Here is an 18,201-nt window from a genome sequence, read left to right as displayed (position 1 = left end):
GAGGAAAGGAACAGCGGTGAATCCCTGACCACCTAAAGTTTTTTTTCTTATGTTGCATGACTACTTTATCTGCCATGAGGGAATATAATGGTATGAAAACAGAGATGGATTTAGGAGGAAAACGTGATGGAGCATGTGGTGATCATTGGGGGCATTGCAGGGGGAATGAGTGCCGCCTCTAGACTAAGAAGACTTGATGAAACGATAAAAATCAGCGTATTTGAGAAAGATGAACATGTTTCTTATGGAGCCTGTGGACTGCCATATTACATATCTGGAGTCACAGAATCTCATAAGGATCTGTTAGCTAGAACGGTAGAAGAATTTGAAAAACGAGAAATTGCCGTGCATATCCATCATGAGGTGACAAATGTTGATCACTCAAACAAAAGGGTAAAGGTGAAAAAACTTAAATCAGGCGAAGAAACATATGTCCACTATGATAAATTATTGATTGCAACAGGAGCCAAACCAATCGTTCCACCTTTTATCCCTAAAGAAGCAAGTAATGTACATACATTGAAGACACTGAATGATGGAATAGAAATGCGTAAGTACTATCAAAAGGAAAATATCAAAAAGGTAGGCATCATAGGTGGGGGATATATAGGAATGGAGCTTGTCGAAACTATGGTGGAACTTGGTAAAGAGGTAGTCGTCATAGAACTGCAAAATCAGATCCTACCAAATTATGATCAGGAAATGGCTAAAATAATTTCGGACTCCCTACAAGATAGAGTTGAAATCCGAACAGGTGAAGAAGTAAAAGAATTGAAAATGTCAAAGGGAAAAGTAACAAGCATTTTGACAGACAAACATTCATACGAAGTGGATGCGGTTATTGTAAATATAGGGATAAAACCGAACACGGAATTTATAAAAGAGCTAGGCTTAGATATGCTTGAAAACGGTGCTCTAATTGTTAATTCCCATCAAGAAACTAGCATTCCATCTATCTATGCAGCGGGGGATTGTGCAACAAGCAATCACCTTCTTTTAAATAAGCCTGTAAACATAGCACTCGGTACAACAGCTAACAAACATGGGAGAGTCGCTGCTGACAATCTTGCTGGAATACCAACAAAATTTGCTGGCATCCTTGGAACAAATGTGGTGAAAATTCTGGAATGGACGGCAGCTATGACTGGAATCACCGAAAAGCAAGCAAAGGAGGAAAATATAGATATTGAAACAGTGGTGGTTAAAACAAATAACCATGCCTCCTATTATCCTGGAGCAGAAACCCTCCATATTAAGCTGGTATATGAAAAAGAGTCGCAGAAGCTCCTGGGGGCTCAGCTTGTTGGGAAAGATGAATCCATTGCGAAAAGGCTTGATGTTTATGCGACAGCTATTACTTGCGGTTTGACGACAAATCAAATTGCGATGTTGGATTTAAGTTATGCCCCTCCATTTGCTACAGTATGGGATGCGGTACAAGTGGCCGCTAATGCAGCAAAATAGGTTGAGCATTAATGAGTGAGTTGTGTTAATATTATGAATTTTCTTTACCTTGGAAGTTGAATGTGCTACTGTTATAGTAGTTTTATAACATACATATTCTAGAGATAAACTGCCTAAGGAGTGAGAAATATGAAGGTGCGTTACAATTTTGTACCAAAGCATGATGTGGAGTACTGTGAACCAACTTACACGGTTAAACAAGCTTATGAAAAAATAAAGGATACAGGCTACAGGTGCATACCCATTCTTACCAATGACGGGAATACATTCTTAGGTTTGGTATATAAGGTGCACTTATTGGATTATCTTTATGAACAAAAAGGAAGCCCGGACGATTCACTAGAAGTGCTGGTGAAAAACCAGGATGCTTTTATCTTTGAAGAGGATTCATTCTTTAAAGCATTCTTCACAATTAAACGACTACCGTTTATCGCTGTGTTGAATGAGGAGAATGAATTTCTTGGAATACTAACACATGCAAACGTCATGGATGTCCTGGCTGACTCATTTGGAATGAAAACAGGTGGGTATACCCTTACTATCGCTACCATTGAGCACAAAGGAGCGATTAAGGATCTTGTTTCCATGTTAAAGGACGTCAATATCGACGGAATGCTTACACTTGATAATGGTGAAAAATATCTGCGTAGAATAATTGTCAATCTACCAGCGGAATTGCCACAAGAAAAAGTGAATAAGTTAGTGAAAAAGCTCGGCGAAAAAGAATTCCGAGTCACACATGTCGATCAAATTGATGTGCAAAAATAAGAAAAAGAGCAGTCTCCTACGGAGCTGCTCTTTTTTGTTAATATATTCTTCAGTGCAGCAAGATTTCTTTATCAATTAAAATGTTAGACAGTGTAACAATTTCCGCTTTTTCCTGCAATTTAGGGATATATTGTTTTAGCACCCCTGCAGTCTTTTCCCCGACAAGGCCCACATGTCCAATGGATATGATTTCATCATCCACTTCCGTTTTTTTGATGAGCTGATTGGTTTGCTTTACGATATGATTAGTTGTATAAACTTCGTCAAAGAATAATTCATTCTCAAGAAATGGAACACCCAATTCGGTAGCTAATTCTGCTACAACACTTTTCTTGGATGTTTTACTATCCAAATAATATAAGTTTCGCTCTTTACAGATTTCTAAAATAATTCTCATGATCCGCTTGTCGGCAGTGATCTTAGAACCCATATGATTATTAATCCCTACTGCGTAAGGAACAGAATCAATAGCATCATTGACTCTTTTATAAACTTCTTTATCAGTTAGATTAGATGTTATGGCACCTGGCCCAAGCCAGCTTCTTTTCCCCTTTAAGGGTTCCATGGGAAGATGAAGAATAACCTCATGACCTAAGCGATGGGCCATTTCGGCGTCTTGTTCTGTGGTAGAAAGAAAAGGCATGACAGCAACAGTCAATGGAACGGGTAAATGAAGAATTTCCTCGGTGCCTTTCATGTTATTGCCAAAGTCATCAATAACAATAGCTACTTTATTGTTAGAATGAACTTCAGCAGAAGACTCTACAGAAGGGAAACAAAAAATAACCATGTTACTCAATACTACAACTAGTATTACTTTCATTTCTGCACCCACTTGTCTAAGTATGTATTTTGATATTCGACAAAATTCGCACCTGATAAATGTATAAAAGGGAGTTGAACTCTACTCTCCCTAGATACTTTGTCCTATTTTTCACAAATGCCTAAAAAATAATTCCATGAAAATTATGTCTAACTTTGCGATTCTATTTACAATTATAGAAATTATTGTAATAATTTCTAATGTGGAAATTGATAGAGAAGGGGCGAGTCACATTGTCTTATGAAGGGTATGTAGATCAACTGTTATTACTTATTAAAGAGAAAAGGGATACAATGATAGCAGTAGCCAATAAAACTGGTTATATAAGTGAACAAACAGTTAAATGTAGCCAAGATTTAGATAAGCTGATTTACCAATACCAAGAAATAATCTATGAAAAAAAATAATACATAAAAAAAACCGCCCAAAAGGAACGGTTAAAAGATTTGTGTTAAAAAGATCATAAAAAGTAGTCCGACAATGAATGCATAGGTTGAGGTCGTTTCATTTCCGTCCCCATGACTTTCGGGAATTAATTCTTTATAGATGATATAAAGCATTGCTCCTGCGGCAAATGCTAGACCATATGGTACAAGAGAAGAGACCACTGAAGTGAGGTAGAATCCTAATAATGCCATAGGTATCTCTACAGCCCCGGTTAAAGTTGCAACTATAAAGGCCTTCAGTTTAGTAATCCTCTGATTAATTAAGAATAAAGCAACCAAAAACCCCTCTGGTGCATTTTGTAATCCAATTGCAAACGCAATTAAGTTCCCAGTGTCTGCTGCATCTGATGCATAGCTTACCCCTACAGAAAGCCCTTCAGGTATATTATGCAGGGTAATCGCTGCAACAATCAGCATTGCTTTTTGGTCAAAAGCAATCCCTTTACGATTATGCTCCAAATCAATATGGGGAATGGACCTTTCTAAAAAAGTCAATGTGATTACCCCTAAAAGCAATCCAATAGCTAATGGTACGACTCCTCCGTAAGACAGTGCTTCTGGTATTAAACTCAATGTTGCAGCGGCCATCATTATACCGGCTGTGAATGCAAGGAGCGAATCTCTCCATCTGTGAGTAAATGAATTATTCAAAAATAAAATGGGTATAGCCCCTAAGCCAGTTGACATGGCTGCCAACACACTTCCTAGCAAAACTTCTGACATCATATGTATCCTTTCTCGTCCAAAAGAGTTGTAATATATTTAAATGGAAAGATCTTCAAAAGAGACCTTTCTTTTTTTATGTTCTACGAATATTGTACCAATATTATCTCGAGATACAAGTTCTCAAAAAGAAGGATTTATTAAATGGATTTTACATTTTCTTGAATTTCATTTGACGAATCACGTCAATTACTATACCATTAGTCTTAATTCAAGATATTTTTTATAAAAAGGAATGACTATTATGGCAGAAAGACACGAGCTCGACACTTCATTGAAATTGTTTATCGTCCTATCCAGAGCGTTTCGTGCACTAAACGACAAAGCAAACCAATCTATCCAAAGCTTTAAACTGAACCCTACCGAATTCGCAGTGTTAGAACTTCTTTACCACAAAGGGGAACAACCATTACAGCAGATCGGCGGAAAAATATTATTGGCAAGCGGCAGTATCACATATGTGGTCGATAAATTGGAAAACAAAGGACTCTTAGTCCGCAAAGCTTGTCCAAAAGACAGAAGGGTAACCTACGCGCAAATAACGGACGAAGGTAAGCAACTTCTGAATGAAATCTTCCCAAAACACGAACAACACATCCACACCCTAGTGGACGGCCTCACCCAACAAGAAAAAGAACAAGCCATTCAACTCATCAAAAAACTCGGCCTAAACGCCCAACAAAAAGACTGACCTACAATGGTCGGTTTTTTTTTTGGATTTTTTGTTTTGGTTTTGTTGTAAAAAAAATTCCCTTGTGGGGTCAGACCCCACAAGGAATTTCTTGATTTATGTCGAATACTACTAAAGGTGAAGTCTGTTTGTAAAGGGGATTATACATATGAGATTTGAAGAGTTTGGTTATTCTCGTCCTAATATGGATGAGGTGGAGAAGAGGTTTATGGCTGCTGTAGAGAGGTTTGAGGCGGCAGGTTCTGTTGAAATGCAGGAAGAAGCTATAAAGGAAATAAACGATATTAGAAACCAGTTAAGTACTGATTTTAACTTAGTCTATATTCGTCACTCTATTGATACGAACGATGAATATTACAAAGAAGAGCAGGATTTCCTGGATGAAATCGAACCGCTAACGAAATCATTGGATACAAAATTCTATAAAGCGCTTGTTAAGTCTCCATTCAGAAACGAGCTTGAGAAAAAATGGGGCACACAGCTTTTTGCTTTGGCGGAATGTGAATTGAAGACATTTGATGATGCAATTATCGAAGACCTTCAGCTTGAAAATAAACTTTCGACAAAATACTCAAAATTGGTTGCTTCTGCAAAGATTAACTTTAATGGAGAAGAACTGACACTGGCACAACTAGATCCATATACGGAGTCAGAAGATCGTGATGTTCGCAAGCAGGCAAGTGAAGCAAAATTTGGTTTCTTCCAAGAGAACCAAGAAGAGTTCGACGAAATCTTTGACCAACTAGTCAAAGTTCGTACGAAAATGGCAAAGAAGCTCGGCTACGATAGTTTCGTGGAACTTGGCTATGCGCGTATGACCCGTACAGATTATAATGCGGATATGGTAGCTAAATTCCGAGATCAAGTAAAAGACTCCATCGTTCCTTTAGTTGAAAAACTTACTGAAAGACAGCAGGAGCGTATCGGTTTAGCTTCCATGAAGTATTATGATGAAGGCTTTAAATTTAAAACTGGTAACGCCAAACCAAAAGGAACACCTGAGTGGATTATCGAAAATGGGAAACAAATGTACGAAGAGCTTTCTGAAGAGACGAAAGAGTTCTTCCAATTTATGATTGATAAGAACTTAATGGACCTTGTTGCGAAAAAAGGGAAGGAAGCCGGCGGATACTGCACCTATATTCCAACATATAAGGCACCATATATTTTCTCCAATTTTAACGGAACAAGTGGAGATATTGACGTTCTCACACATGAAGCGGGACATGCATTCCAAGTCTATATGAGCCGTGACTTTGATGTGCCGGAGTATAACTGGCCAACTTATGAAGCGTGTGAAATTCACTCCATGAGCATGGAATTCTTCACTTGGCCTTGGATGAACCTCTTCTTTAAAGAGGATACAGAAAAATATAAGTTCTCTCATTTAAGCGGAGCAATCTCCTTCTTGCCGTATGGCGTAGCAGTAGATGAATTCCAACATTATGTATACCAAAACCCAGATGCAACTCCTGTAGAAAGAAATCAAGCATGGAGAGAGATTGAAAAGAAATACCTCCCAGGCCGTGATTATGATGGTAACTCGTACTTAGAATCAGGTGGATTCTGGCAGCGTCAAGGTCATATTTATCGTACTCCATTCTATTATATTGACTATACACTTGCCCAAATTTGTGCCCTGCAATATTGGAAGCTCTCACAAGAAAATCCTGAATCTGCATGGACCTCTTATTTGGAACTATGCAAACAAGGTGGTAGCAAATCATTTGTCGATCTAGTTAAATTTGCAGGCCTACGATCTCCATTTGAGGATGGTTGCGTAGAATCAGTTGTCGGAGAGATTGAAAGCTATTTAAATGAAGTGAATGATAAAGCATTATAAGAGATAAAGCTGTCGAATTCTCCGGCAGCTTTTTCTTTCACTTTTACCGCAAATTTTGTAGAATAAAGGGTATACTTTAACCAAAATAGATTTAAATACTCTTAAAATTATTAGTAAAAATCGGTAAGCTACATAAAGATTTTTATGAAGATACTATTACTAACATTTTTAGTATCAGAAAAGGAAGTGACTGTTATGAGAACCAATGTATTATTTTCCAATGTATCTACACTAAAAGTTTTCGGTGATTTCCCATTATCCGTTTCTAATATTTTTTCTGATTCTAGACAAGTAACGACAGATTCCGTTTTTGTTTGTATAAAAGGCTACACGGTGGATGGACACCGCTACATACCATCAGCAATTGAAAAAGGTGCGAGTGTGATTGTCGTTCAGGATATGCCAGAACAATTATTAGAAGGTATCTGCTATGTGCATGTTCGAGACACAGAGCGCGCATTAGGTCAGCTGGCAAATGCATTTTTTGATTATCCATCCACTAAACTTCGCATTGTCGGAGTTACAGGGACAAATGGAAAAACAACGGTTTCAAGTGTTATCAATAATGTAATGAGAAAAGAAGGATATAAAACTGGGCTAAGCGGTACCATTGAGATTGATATTGATGGAGAGAAATTTGAAAGTAAAAATACAACGAGTGATGTTTTAACGATGCAACGAATGCTTAAAGATATGGTAGAAGCCGGTGTGACAGATGTGGTAATGGAAGTATCATCACATGGTCTTATACTCGGTCGTCTTGCAGGCGTTGAATTCCAAAACGGTGTATTCACTAACCTAACACAAGATCATCTCGACTTTCATGGGACGATGGAGCATTATAAAAATGCCAAAGGTCTGCTTTTTGCACAATTAGGCCAAGACATGCGCAAGGACAAAGCAGCAATCCTAAACGTGGACGATGATGCAACCAAGGACTATATGCAAATGACAGGTGCTAGAATCATCACCTACGGAATTAAGAATGATGCCGATTTTAAAGCGAGAGATATACAATTTTTTGAAAATAAAACAAGCTTCATACTTGAAACTAATTTTGGTGAATTCGAATTGGAAATCCCGTTTGTTGGTGAATTTAACGTTTATAACATTTTGTCCGTCATTTGCGTTCTATGGGACAAAGGTATGCCGTTTGACCGTATCTTGAACCATTTAAGAGAGACTACCCCACCTAGTGGACGTATGCAGACACTTGAGACTGGTGACAAGCGAAATGTTATCATCGATTATGCACATACAGAGGATGCAATCGGCAAAGCTTTAGACAGTATCCGCATGTTCTCTAAACAAAAAATTATCTCCATCATCGGTACAGGTGGAGGAAGAGACAAAGATAAACGCCCTAAAATGGGGAGAATAGCAACTGAAAAATCGGAATATGTCATTTTTACTACAGATAATCCGCTGGATGAGCCTGGAGAAGAAATTGTCGAGGGAATGGCTGCAGGAGCCGTCCATGAGAACTTTGAGTGTATCCCTGACCGCGAACAAGCAATCATCCGAGCAGTTGAGATTGCAGGTGATGGGGATGTCATCCTCATTGCTGGAAAAGGCCATGAAAATTATCAGTTGATTGGAAACGAATCCGTTCCATTTGATGAAAAAGAAATTACGCTAAAAGCAGTACAAGCCTTTCCACTTACAGAAACCATTCCTACAACATAGAAAAAGGAAATAGGCTGACTAGATGTTAGGCTCACTTATTTACAAAGTGAGTCTTTCATCTGGTCATCTTTTTTTGGAGTTTATCGTTGTTTTATTGGAAGTATAATGTCGAAATATACAGGGGATGGAAGTTAAATGGGGAAAAAGTCAGTGGTTTTCATGTTTCTTCTTATGGTTACAATGGGGTGTGCATCAAAGGTAAATACAAGTGTGACTGAACAGAGTAATAGTAACGCGGTTCAAGAAGAACCACAAAAAGTGGTTTCAGCAGAAGATTTAAGTGAAAATCCAGATAGTGAAAGCTTAGAGAAGGACAAACAAAAACAAGAGTTGCAGGACCTTGCTTTAGAAGTAAATGGACAAGTGTATAGTGAATCGTCGCAATTTTCCGAGTATGTATCTGGCGTTAAAACACGATTAAATACAGAGGAAAAAGTCATAGCCCTTACTTTGGATGCTTGCGGCGGTGAAAATGGAAGCGGATATGATGAAGAATTAATAACCTTCCTAATCGAAAACCACATTAAAGCGGATCTCTTTGTCAATGCAAGGTGGATTGATGAACAATATGAGGTATTTGTGGAGCTGGCAGCAAATCCCTTATTCACCATTCAAAACCATGGTACAGAACATAAGCCGCTTTCCGTTACTCCAAGAAGTGCATGGGGAATTTCCAGTACTTCTTCCCAAGAAGAAATAGTGGAAGAAATAATGGATAATCAAATGAAAATATTTGAGATAACAGGAGAGGTCCCACAATATTTTCGCTCAGGTACGGCATTTTATGATGACACAGCCGTTCAAATAGCAGAAGACTTAGGTGTGCAAGTGGTAAACTTTGATGTCATTGGGGATGGTGGCGCAACTTTTACAAAAGAGGAAGTATCGCAGGAAATGTTAAAAGCACAATCTGGTTCCATTGTGATATTACATATGAACCAACCACAAAGTGAGACAGCGGAAGGCGTAAAAGATGCAGTGCTGGCATTGTTAGAACAGGGTTTTAGCTTTGTTCATTTAAATGAGTACAATCTAGAGTAGATTACAGTTTTGTAACAAATGGTTGGAAATCACATATTGAGTAGACTGAGGGTCACGATAAGAGTGGGAGGTTAGTATCGTGGCTTGTATGTTTCATGTAGTATTTTCCATTGTATTGCTTTTTAATGTATCCGCGTGTCAATCGAAAACTAAAGTGGAGAACGCCAATTCCATTATGAATGAAAAAATTATCCAGCAGGAGATAGTGGATGTCATTATAGATCCGGACAATGAACGTAGGGAAACATTTAGTTTGTTGACCCTCGAAGGTTTCACAAGGTACAATTTGATATTTATTGGGAACTCAGGGAATTCAAAAATGAAGTTTTATATACCTGAATTCAAAAGCAGAGGTTTTCGCTTCTACAGAAGAGGACTAGGACTCGACCTGAACAAAGAACTTGATATTTAAGTAAATATAAGAAAAAAAAAGATTAGTTATTCGTTAGTCGCCGCTGTTCCTTTCCGCAAATGGCTTCGCTTTCCGCGGGACGGTGCTTGAGCCTCCTCACAACGCTTCAGGGGTCTCAAGCTACCGTTACTCCCCCGCTGGAGTCTCCGCCATTTGCTCCAATTCACAGTTGAAAATTAAGTAAACAATACGATAATGCTTATTCTGTTAAATTGGTTAGATGCCTTTTCATATAACTTTGTGTGTCATTTTCTTGCAATGAAGACAAAGTAATAATAAAATTTTACATCAGATTGTCTTCATCCTACATATGATAACAATCTCAACACAAAATCCCCTACAAGATTGTCTTCATCATATCTATAAAGACAATCATAACGGAATTTAGATAGCCAAATTGTCTTCATTAATCCCATCTTTGATTAATGAAAGTACCTTAGTTGATTGGAGTGGAAGGCGCGCAGACGCCCGCAGGCAAGCGAAGCGCCTGGAACGGAAATCAACGGAATCTTATAGTTATATATCATTCAAAAAAGACTGCCCGCTTTGGACAGTCTTTTTTAGGTTATTTGCCGGTTACGATAATCTGGTCATCTGTAACATCAACATGGATATTATCAAGAGTATCGCCATCCAATAGTAAGTCTGTAATTGGATCTTCGATATGCTCTTGGATAATTCTGCGTAGTGGTCTTGCACCGTAAGCAGGGTTATATCCAAGCTCTAACAATTTCTCTTTTGCCACATCTGAAATGGTGAGTTCACAACCACGCTCATAATTCAGCATCTTCGATAATTCACCAATCATAATATCGACAATCGCTACTAAGTGATCTTTTTGTAACTGGGAGAACTCGATGATACTATCAAAACGGTTCAAAAATTCCGGTTTGAAGTAATTGGACAAGTTTTCAATAACGGTACTTGTATCAGGAGCGGCCTGTTTTTCAAAGCCCACCGAAATTTTCTTATCTGTCACTCCGGCATTACTAGTCATGATGATAACCGTATCCTTAAAGCTTACCGTTCTACCTTGGCTATCTGTAAGTCGTCCATCCTCCATTACTTGTAAGAACAGATGTAGAACGTCTGGATGAGCTTTTTCCATTTCATCAAGCAAGATAATGCTGTAAGGATTTCGGCGGACTTTTTCTGTTAGTTGACCTGCTTCCTCGTGACCAACATAGCCAGGAGGGGAGCCGATTAACTTGGAAACGGAGTGCTTCTCCATAAACTCACTCATATCAAAGCGGATATAGGCGTCTTTTGTTCCAAAGAGCTCTTCAGCGAGTGATTTGGTCAATTCAGTTTTCCCAACCCCTGTAGGACCAACGAATAGGAAAGCACCGATTGGACGCTCTTTTCTTTTCAAACCCGCACGGCTTCTGCGGATTGCTTTTGTAACTTTGTTAACTGCTTCTTCTTGTCCGATGACTTTTTTGTTCAGGTTTATTGCAAGGTTTTTCAGTTTTGCCTTTTCATCGACTTGCAATTTACCAACTGGAATTCCTGACATTTCTTCCATGATGAGTTGGATGTCTTCCAATGTCACCTGGCCACGCTCAGAATCTACATGATCGTTGGAATTTCTTTTTTCTTCGAGTTTTTCTTCTTCATCTCTTAATTTGGCAGCTGTTTCGTAATCCTCTTTCAATAATGCGTCCTTCTTTTCTTTCTCGATTTGAGACAGACGAGCATCAATTTGCTCCGTATCTATGGTATTTAAAGTTAGATTTTTTCTTGAACCTGCTTCATCTAAAAGGTCGATCGCTTTGTCAGGCAAGAAACGATCTTGAATGTAGCGGTGTGATAATTCTACACATGCTTTAATTGCATCTTCGGAATAGGAAACTTGGTGATATTCTTCATATTTTGATTGAATCCCTTTAATGATTTTTAATGCCTCATCCGTAGACGGCTCCTTCACGGTCACCGGCTGGAAGCGGCGTTCAAGTGCTGCATCTTTTTCAATCTGGCGGTATTCTTTTAATGTCGTTGCCCCGACCAACTGGAGTTCTCCTCTTGCCAATGCAGGTTTTAAAATGTTACCTGCATCCATAGAGCCTTCTGCAGAACCGGCACCGACAATAAGGTGAAGTTCATCTACAAATAAAATGACGTTCTTTCTTTTTTGCAGCTCTGCAATTACTTGTTTAAGACGCTCTTCAAATTGACCGCGAATACCAGTGTTTGCGACAAGGGAGGCTACATCGAGCAAATAAATTTCCTTGTTTTTTAATTTTGAAGGGACATCGCCTTCTACAATTTTTAGGGCTAGTCCTTCTACGATGGCAGTTTTACCTACACCTGGTTCCCCGATTAGGACAGGATTGTTTTTATTTCTTCTATTTAGGATTTCAATTACACGTTTAATTTCTTTATCCCGGCCAATGACAGGATCGATAAGCCCAGTTTTTGCGATGTTAGTTATATTTTTACCTAGCTCATCAAGAATGCTTCCACCTTTTTTGTTTCCTAGTGGTGGGTTTTGAGCTGTTCCACTAACATGACCTTCTTCATTGGACGATCCATTCCCGAATGGAAAGTCAGAGAAAAAATTGGTGGGAGTCGGTGATGTCATTTGTGCTCTTACTTCTTCAAAGCAGGAAGAGCATAAGACTAGTTGTGTCTGCTCATTATTAGAACGAAATTTAAATTGAATGGTTGCGTTGTTTACTTCACACTTTTGACATTTCATCATCATGCTACCTCCTCGTATTGTTGTGATATGCCCCAATATTTTAAAAGGGAAACATTTCACCTTTGATAAAAGTTTGACTTATTTTGACCTTTAAAGGTTGTATGGTTATTATACTTTGACCTTTTTTGACTTTCAAGTAGTTTGTTTTCAGGAAGTTTATGGGAATCATAATCTAGTTTAAAATTTCAGAATATTTTATTGACTTTAGTGCGCTACAGTTGTTATAATTGCAAAAAGTTTTAGTAATAATTATTTCTCCTTAGAAATATCGTAGATTATATAACTATTATGTTTTAACGTATTAACCAACTAAATAACTCTTATCCAGAGTGACTGAGGGATCAGGCCCTATGAAGTCCGGCAACCTTCAAGAATTCATTTTCTTGAGTTGGTGCTAATTCCTGCAGGCAAAGTAGCCTGAGAGATAAGAGGAGGATGATTAAACCTCTTCTTAGGAAGGGGTTTTTATTTTGTGGAAAATAGAAAATTGGAGGAATGTAGGATGACAAAACCAAACTATGATGTGGAAACAGTATTATTGCACGGGGGACAAACGCCCGACCCAACGACAGGTTCAAGGGCGGTACCGATTTATCAAACAACTTCCTATGTTTTCGACAACACCGATCATGCTCAAAATCTTTTCGCGTTAAATGAATTTGGCAATATATACACAAGAATCATGAATCCAACGGTAGATGTGCTTGAAAAAAGGCTTGCTCTCCTTGAAGGAGGGGCAGCAGCTGTTGCTACTAGCTCTGGGATGTCAGCAATTGCCTTTGCGATCTTGAACATTGCCCATGCCGGCGATGAAATTGTGGCTGCAGAAAACTTATATGGCGGAACTTATAATCTTTTTGCTGTAACACTTCCAAAGTACGGTATTAAGGTGAAATTTGTAGATGCAACAGACCCGGAAAATTTCCGCAACGCGATTACACCGAAAACGAAGGCGATATTTGGAGAGATCATTGGAAATCCAAGCTTGCGTGTACTTGATGTAGAGGCAGTAGCGAAGGTGGCACATGATAACTATATACCACTAATTATCGACAACACCTTTGCTTCTCCGTACCTTTGTAATCCTATTAAGTGGGGAGCGGATATCGTTGTCCACTCTGCCACTAAATGGATTGGCGGCCACGGAACAACTATCGGCGGTGTAGTGGTGGATGGTGGGAACTTTAACTGGGACCATCCAAACTTCCCTGGATTCACAGAGCCTGATGCAAGTTATAACGGTATCAAATATGCACAGACATTCGGAAATCTTGCATTCGCCGTTAAACTAAGAGTTCAACTTTTAAGAGATTTTGGAGCATGCTTAAGTCCCCAAAATGCATTTTTACTTTTACAAGGACTTGAAACCTTGCATTTACGAGTGGAAAAGCATAATGAGAATGCCTTGGAATTAGCTAAATACTTACAAGATCACCCCGCGGTAGAGTGGGTTTCCTATCCCGGACTACCAGATCATCCAGCGCATACGCTTGCAAGAAAGTATTTGGGTAAAGGAAATGGTTCCATTGTAAACTTCGGAATTAAAGGTGGAAAAGATGCAGGAAGAAAGGCAATAGATAGCATTAAACTTTGGTCACATGTGGCAAATGTCGGAGATGCAAAATCTTTGATTATTCACCCGGCTTCCACCACACATCAGCAGCTAACAGGCGACGACTTAATTAAATCCGGTGTGACAGAAGATTTGATTCGATTATCTGTTGGAATTGAGTCGCTAAAGGATTTGCAAAATGATTTAGATCAAGCACTATTGGTGGCTACTGGTAAGTCCAAACAAGCTGCAGTCAGTCAAAACATATAGAAATGAGTGGGATTTGTGAGCTGTCAAACGGAACATACCAAAAAGGTATCGATCGGAACGCTGCTTTTAGATAATGGGAAAAAGCTATCGGATGTGGAGATAGCATATGAGAGGGGAGGAAATCCGGAGGGGGAGGTAATAGTTGTTTGCCATGCTTTATCCGGAAATCAAAGTACTGTCGGGACTCAAAATTATCCCGGATGGTGGAGTGAATTTATTGGTCCTAATCTATATGTGGACACGAACAGGTACCAAGTAATAACGATGAATGTTCTTGGCGGTTGTGGTGGGAGTACAGGGCCGAGTAGCATAAACCCTGAAACCAAAAGGAAGTACGGCGCTTCCTTTCCTGCCGTAACGATTAGGGATATGGTGCGTGCACAGTATCTAGCTTTGCGAAAGTTAGGAATCAATCATGCAAAGGCGATTATGGGAGGATCGCTTGGTGGAATGCAGGTGCTCGAATGGGGGCACTTATATCCTCATTTCTCAGAGATTCTCATTCCAATGGCGGTGACACCATATTTTACAGACTATGCCCTTGCATACAATTCAATAGGCAGGCATGCGATAAAATCCGATCCTCTGTGGGATAACGGAAACTACTCGGAAGGTACTATCATTAAAGGGATGGAGATAGCGAGAATGGTAGGGTTGGTCACCTACCGTTCAGAAAGCTTATTCAATGATCGGTTTAACAGGGAAAAGAAAGACGGAATGGACATAGAATATCAGGTTGATTCCTATTTAAAATATCAGGGGCAGAAATTTTCTAACCGTTTTGATGCAAACAGCTATCTTATTCTCCTTCAGGCAATGGATCAATATGATCTCGGGTTTCAAAGAAGTGGGTGGCAAAACGCGCTAGAGAAAGTGGAGGCTAAAGTTTGTATGCTCAGTTTTTGTGGCGATCTTCTTTACCCACCATTATTAGCAGAAGCATTCGTAGAGGAATTAAAGAAACGAAATAAAAATGCAGCCTATATCCATGTGGAGACAAGATTCGGGCATGACGGATTTCTTGTTGAATTCGAAAAATGGGGACATCATGTCAAGAACGTATTAGAAAGAAAGGAAGTGACAGAATGTCTCACTTAAATATTGCGATCCTAGGATTCGGTACAGTAGGTAAAGGAGTTCATCATTCCATTAAATCTCACCAATCTAGGTTAGAGCAGGTATTGGGGAAAAGTGTGAGGGTAGTGGCAATCCTTGTGAAGAATATAGAAAAACATGAACAATCTCGTGAGGATGGAGTTCTCCTTACGACAAACTACGAAGAAATATTAACTATTGGAAAACTGGATGTAATAGTAGATGCCATTGTAGGATGTGAGCCCGGACGCACCTATTTAACTCAAGCTTTGGAAAAAGGTATTCACGTGGTGACCGCGAATAAGGAAATGTTTGCTCATCATGGCAAGGAGCTTGTTGCCCTTGCCAAAAAGAATGGGGTTACGGTAGGGTTTGAGGCAACGGTGGCAGGTGGTATTCCAGTTATTCAGACTGTGAAGCAGCTTTTGCAGGTGAATCGAATTCAAAAAGTGGAAGGAATATTAAATGGAACATCTAACTTTATCTTATCCAGCATGAGAAAAGATGGCCATTCTTTTGAAGCAACGTTACTTGCAGCACAAGAAAATGGGTATGCAGAAGCTGATCCTTCCAATGATATTGAAGGGTATGATGCATTTTTTAAAGGGGTGGTTTTGAGTCAGCTGATCTATGGTGAAAAACCAGATGAGCAATTAACCTTTCGAAAGGGTATTACAGAAATAACTGCAGATTATGTGGAAAGTGCTGATGAACTTGGCTTACGCTTCAGGCATATTGTCACGTTGTTTAAAGGTGAAAAAGGAGTTCAGTGTAAGGTGGAGCCGGTGTTGATTTCTAGCGAACACCCATTTTATCAGGTCGAGGGGGTACAAAACGCGGTTTCCATCGAGACTGATCTTGTTGGAAATGTTCAGCTGCAAGGACCTGGAGCAGGTAAGTATCCAACAGCCAGTGCTATCTTGGAAGACATCATTCAGATTAGCCGTCCTGTTTATTCAGAACCAGCTTACCTGGAGAATCAAGAGAAAGATTTGGATTCGTCTAAATGGGTGCTTTTTAGTAAGAATAGAAAAATAGAAATTCCTTTTGACATCAAAGTTTTAGCTCGTCTATCTGATAAAGTGGCTGTCGTGGAAACCGAAGAATTGGAAAGGATTCTTTTAGAAAATCCATTACTGGGCTACTTTAAACTTAAAGGAAATTATCAACATAGAGTGGAAAAAGTAAACGTATAATCTATCAGCTCGTACAATTCTCTCTTCTTTCTTACCAGCTTGTCTCATATATATGTGACAAGCTGGTTTTATTTTGGTGGTATGTATATGGGAGAAGAGGGTGTGGCAATCGTGAAACGCAGCTGGCTTAGTGCTTGTCAGATAGGGGCAGTGTATGTAGGCACCATTGTAGGTGCGGGTTTTGCTACAGGTAAAGAAATTGTTCAGTTTTTTACGCAATATGGGTGGATAGGTTTTATTACGATACTGATGAGTGGGTTTTTATTTATTTGGCTTGGAACAAAAATGATGCTGATTTCCAAAAGAATCAAAGCAAATTCTTATAAAGAGTTTAATGAATATTTATTTGGTATGTCTGCGGGGACGGTAGTCAATCTCTTTATGTTGGTTATTTTGATTTGTGTGGGGGCCGTGATGCTTTCTGGAGCAGGTGCAGTATTTGAGGAACAACTCGGCTGGTCCTTTCAGCTTGGTTTGCTCATTACGGTTGTGCTTTCGGTTGGTGTTGTCCTTTTTGGAGTAAAAGGGTTGGTCGGGGTCAACGTAATTGTAGTGCCGGTGATGATTATTTTCAGTTTTATCATTGCAGGAAATTCCATTGCTGAGAATGGGTTATCTTTTTTGAGTCTGGATCCTGTAAAGAGTAGTTTAAAGGGATGGTTGGCGCCGTTTATGTATGTATCCTTTAATCTTGCGATGGCACAGCCGGTATTGGTTCCGTTGGCAACGGAAGCGAAGGATGATTGGGTTATTAAGCGTGGCGGGTTTATTGGTGGCTTGGTTTTATGTTTTATTTTATTGACTTGTCATATATCGATTGCTTCGCTTCCTGATTTCCATACGTTTGAGATACCGATGGCAGAGGTAGTGAAGTTGAGCATGCTTTCGTTTTTTGGCATTTATGTTTTTGTGATTTATGGAGAGATTTTCACGTCGGTTGTGAGTGATATTTTTGGGTTGCAGCGGCAGTTGGAGAGTATGTTGAAGGTGTCGAGGTATGTGGTGACGATTGTGTTGGTGAGTATTATTTATATGATTAGTCAGATTGGGTATGGCAGTTTGATTGAGCATTTGTATCCGTTTTTTGGGTATGTGAGTATGGCGTTTTTGGTGTTGTTGGTGGTGAGGAAGTGATGCAGTATATGAGTTATATGAGTAAACTCCCTGTTGATTTCCGCAAGTGACTTCGCTTTCCGCGGGACGGTGCTTGAGCCTCCTCGGCTTTCGCCTGTGGGGTCTCAAGCTACCGTTTCTCCCCCGCAGGAGTCTTCGCCATTTGCTCCAATCAACAGAGTGGTTAGGTATCTTCACTATCTATCTAACTGACTCCCTGTTTCCTTGCGTTCCAGGTGTTCGCTTTCCGCGGGACGATGCTTGAGCCTCCTGATATGAACGAAACTGTCAAGGCCCCCACTCTTCTAGGTGTTTTTGTTTTGTTTTTGTGCAACTCTAAGAAGAGAAGCCGATTCTACTTCTTTTTCTTTTAAGCG

At 39.4% G+C, this 18,201-nt stretch carries 15 protein-coding genes and 1 riboswitch; of the genes, 12 read left to right on the top strand and 3 right to left on the bottom strand.

From position 1 onward, the window contains the following. Positions 1-126: 126 nt before the first annotated feature. Positions 127-1,464: a CoA-disulfide reductase gene (locus tag LC091_RS17550; protein WP_226683327.1), complete on the top strand. Its 1,338-nt coding sequence runs from the start codon at positions 127-129 to the stop codon at positions 1,462-1,464. Between the two features lie 129 nt (positions 1,465-1,593). After that, positions 1,594-2,232: a cyclic di-AMP binding protein CbpA gene (gene cbpA, locus LC091_RS17545; RefSeq protein WP_226683326.1), complete on the top strand. Its 639-nt coding sequence runs from the start codon at positions 1,594-1,596 to the stop codon at positions 2,230-2,232. 49 nt (positions 2,233-2,281) lie between these two features. Here the strand turns inward: cbpA and LC091_RS17540 are convergent, their stop codons facing one another. After that, entirely contained in the window at positions 2,282-3,055 is a 774-nt protein-coding gene (locus LC091_RS17540; RefSeq protein WP_226683325.1) for a divergent polysaccharide deacetylase family protein, read from the bottom strand. Between the two features lie 233 nt (positions 3,056-3,288). Here LC091_RS17540 and LC091_RS17535 point away from each other — a divergent pair, with 233 nt between their 5' ends. After that, positions 3,289-3,462, top strand: coding sequence for an aspartyl-phosphate phosphatase Spo0E family protein (locus tag LC091_RS17535; protein ID WP_226683324.1), 174 nt, complete (start codon positions 3,289-3,291; stop codon positions 3,460-3,462). Positions 3,463-3,492: 30 nt separating this feature from the next. On the opposite strand, the gene LC091_RS17530 is transcribed toward LC091_RS17535, so the two are convergent. Further along, positions 3,493-4,224: a ZIP family metal transporter gene (locus LC091_RS17530; RefSeq protein ID WP_226683397.1), complete on the bottom strand. Its 732-nt coding sequence runs from the start codon at positions 4,222-4,224 to the stop codon at positions 3,493-3,495. 244 nt (positions 4,225-4,468) lie between these two features. On the opposite strand from LC091_RS17530, the gene LC091_RS17525 reads away from it, so the two are divergent. The 5 genes from LC091_RS17525 (at position 4,469) to LC091_RS17505 (ending at position 9,897) form a co-directional block, all read left to right on the top strand. Next, on the top strand, positions 4,469-4,915 hold the full coding sequence (locus LC091_RS17525; protein ID WP_223492927.1) for a MarR family winged helix-turn-helix transcriptional regulator: 447 nt from the start codon (positions 4,469-4,471) through the stop codon (positions 4,913-4,915). Between the two features lie 148 nt (positions 4,916-5,063). Further along, entirely contained in the window at positions 5,064-6,758 is a 1,695-nt protein-coding gene (locus LC091_RS17520; RefSeq protein ID WP_226683323.1) for a M3 family oligoendopeptidase, read from the top strand. Positions 6,759-6,902: 144 nt separating this feature from the next. Further along, on the top strand, positions 6,903-8,444 hold the full coding sequence (locus tag LC091_RS17515) for a UDP-N-acetylmuramoyl-L-alanyl-D-glutamate--2,6-diaminopimelate ligase (RefSeq protein ID WP_226683322.1): 1,542 nt from the start codon (positions 6,903-6,905) through the stop codon (positions 8,442-8,444). A gap of 135 nt (positions 8,445-8,579) precedes the next feature. Beyond that, complete coding sequence (locus LC091_RS17510) at positions 8,580-9,485, top strand: polysaccharide deacetylase family protein (protein ID WP_226683321.1); 906 nt, start codon at positions 8,580-8,582, stop codon at positions 9,483-9,485. A gap of 79 nt (positions 9,486-9,564) precedes the next feature. Continuing rightward, positions 9,565-9,897, top strand: a complete 333-nt coding sequence (locus LC091_RS17505; protein WP_226683320.1) for a hypothetical protein — start codon at positions 9,565-9,567, stop codon at positions 9,895-9,897. A gap of 565 nt (positions 9,898-10,462) precedes the next feature. On the opposite strand, the gene LC091_RS17500 is transcribed toward LC091_RS17505, so the two are convergent. Beyond that, positions 10,463-12,595 carry an ATP-dependent Clp protease ATP-binding subunit gene (locus tag LC091_RS17500; RefSeq protein ID WP_226683396.1) on the bottom strand — a complete coding sequence of 711 codons (2,133 nt, stop codon included), beginning with the start codon at positions 12,593-12,595 and terminating at the stop codon, positions 10,463-10,465. A 320-nt stretch (positions 12,596-12,915) separates the two neighbouring features. Beyond that, positions 12,916-13,029: riboswitch (SAM riboswitch) on the top strand. 71 nt (positions 13,030-13,100) lie between these two features. On the opposite strand from LC091_RS17500, the gene LC091_RS17495 reads away from it, so the two are divergent. The 4 genes from LC091_RS17495 (at position 13,101) to LC091_RS17480 (ending at position 17,845) form a co-directional block, all read left to right on the top strand. Further along, positions 13,101-14,420, top strand: a complete 1,320-nt coding sequence (locus LC091_RS17495) for an O-acetylhomoserine aminocarboxypropyltransferase/cysteine synthase family protein (protein WP_226683319.1) — start codon at positions 13,101-13,103, stop codon at positions 14,418-14,420. 15 nt (positions 14,421-14,435) lie between these two features. After that, on the top strand, positions 14,436-15,518 hold the full coding sequence (gene metX / locus LC091_RS17490; RefSeq protein WP_226683318.1) for a homoserine O-acetyltransferase MetX: 1,083 nt from the start codon (positions 14,436-14,438) through the stop codon (positions 15,516-15,518). Beyond that, positions 15,506-16,711, top strand: a complete 1,206-nt coding sequence (locus tag LC091_RS17485) for a homoserine dehydrogenase (protein ID WP_226683317.1) — start codon at positions 15,506-15,508, stop codon at positions 16,709-16,711. Before metX ends, LC091_RS17485 begins: the two co-directional genes overlap by 13 nt. Before the next feature lie 81 nt (positions 16,712-16,792). Continuing rightward, positions 16,793-17,845, top strand: a complete 1,053-nt coding sequence (locus tag LC091_RS17480) for a YkvI family membrane protein (protein ID WP_226683316.1) — start codon at positions 16,793-16,795, stop codon at positions 17,843-17,845. Positions 17,846-18,201: the final 356 nt, after the last annotated feature.

The sequence above is a fragment of the Sutcliffiella horikoshii genome (assembly GCF_020524325.1).
Taxonomy (GTDB): domain Bacteria; phylum Bacillota; class Bacilli; order Bacillales; family Bacillaceae_I; genus Sutcliffiella_A; species Sutcliffiella_A horikoshii_D.
This window is presented reverse-complemented; position numbering and strand designations above follow the sequence as displayed.

Coding starts and splice junctions, on each gene's coding strand:
- LC091_RS17525 (WP_223492927.1), top strand. CDS start 4,469: ATGGCAGAAAGACACGAGCTCGACACTTCATTGAAATTGTTTATCGTC.
- LC091_RS17515 (WP_226683322.1), top strand. CDS start 6,903: ATGAAGATACTATTACTAACATTTTTAGTATCAGAAAAGGAAGTGACT.
- cbpA (WP_226683326.1), top strand. CDS start 1,594: ATGAAGGTGCGTTACAATTTTGTACCAAAGCATGATGTGGAGTACTGT.
- LC091_RS17500 (WP_226683396.1), bottom strand. CDS start 12,595: ATGAAATGTCAAAAGTGTGAAGTAAACAACGCAACCATTCAATTTAAA.
- LC091_RS17540 (WP_226683325.1), bottom strand. CDS start 3,055: ATGAAAGTAATACTAGTTGTAGTATTGAGTAACATGGTTATTTTTTGT.
- LC091_RS17550 (WP_226683327.1), top strand. CDS start 127: ATGGAGCATGTGGTGATCATTGGGGGCATTGCAGGGGGAATGAGTGCC.
- LC091_RS17485 (WP_226683317.1), top strand. CDS start 15,506: ATGTCTCACTTAAATATTGCGATCCTAGGATTCGGTACAGTAGGTAAA.
- LC091_RS17495 (WP_226683319.1), top strand. CDS start 13,101: ATGACAAAACCAAACTATGATGTGGAAACAGTATTATTGCACGGGGGA.
- LC091_RS17520 (WP_226683323.1), top strand. CDS start 5,064: ATGAGATTTGAAGAGTTTGGTTATTCTCGTCCTAATATGGATGAGGTG.
- LC091_RS17510 (WP_226683321.1), top strand. CDS start 8,580: ATGGGGAAAAAGTCAGTGGTTTTCATGTTTCTTCTTATGGTTACAATG.
- LC091_RS17530 (WP_226683397.1), bottom strand. CDS start 4,224: ATGTCAGAAGTTTTGCTAGGAAGTGTGTTGGCAGCCATGTCAACTGGC.
- LC091_RS17480 (WP_226683316.1), top strand. CDS start 16,793: ATGTATATGGGAGAAGAGGGTGTGGCAATCGTGAAACGCAGCTGGCTT.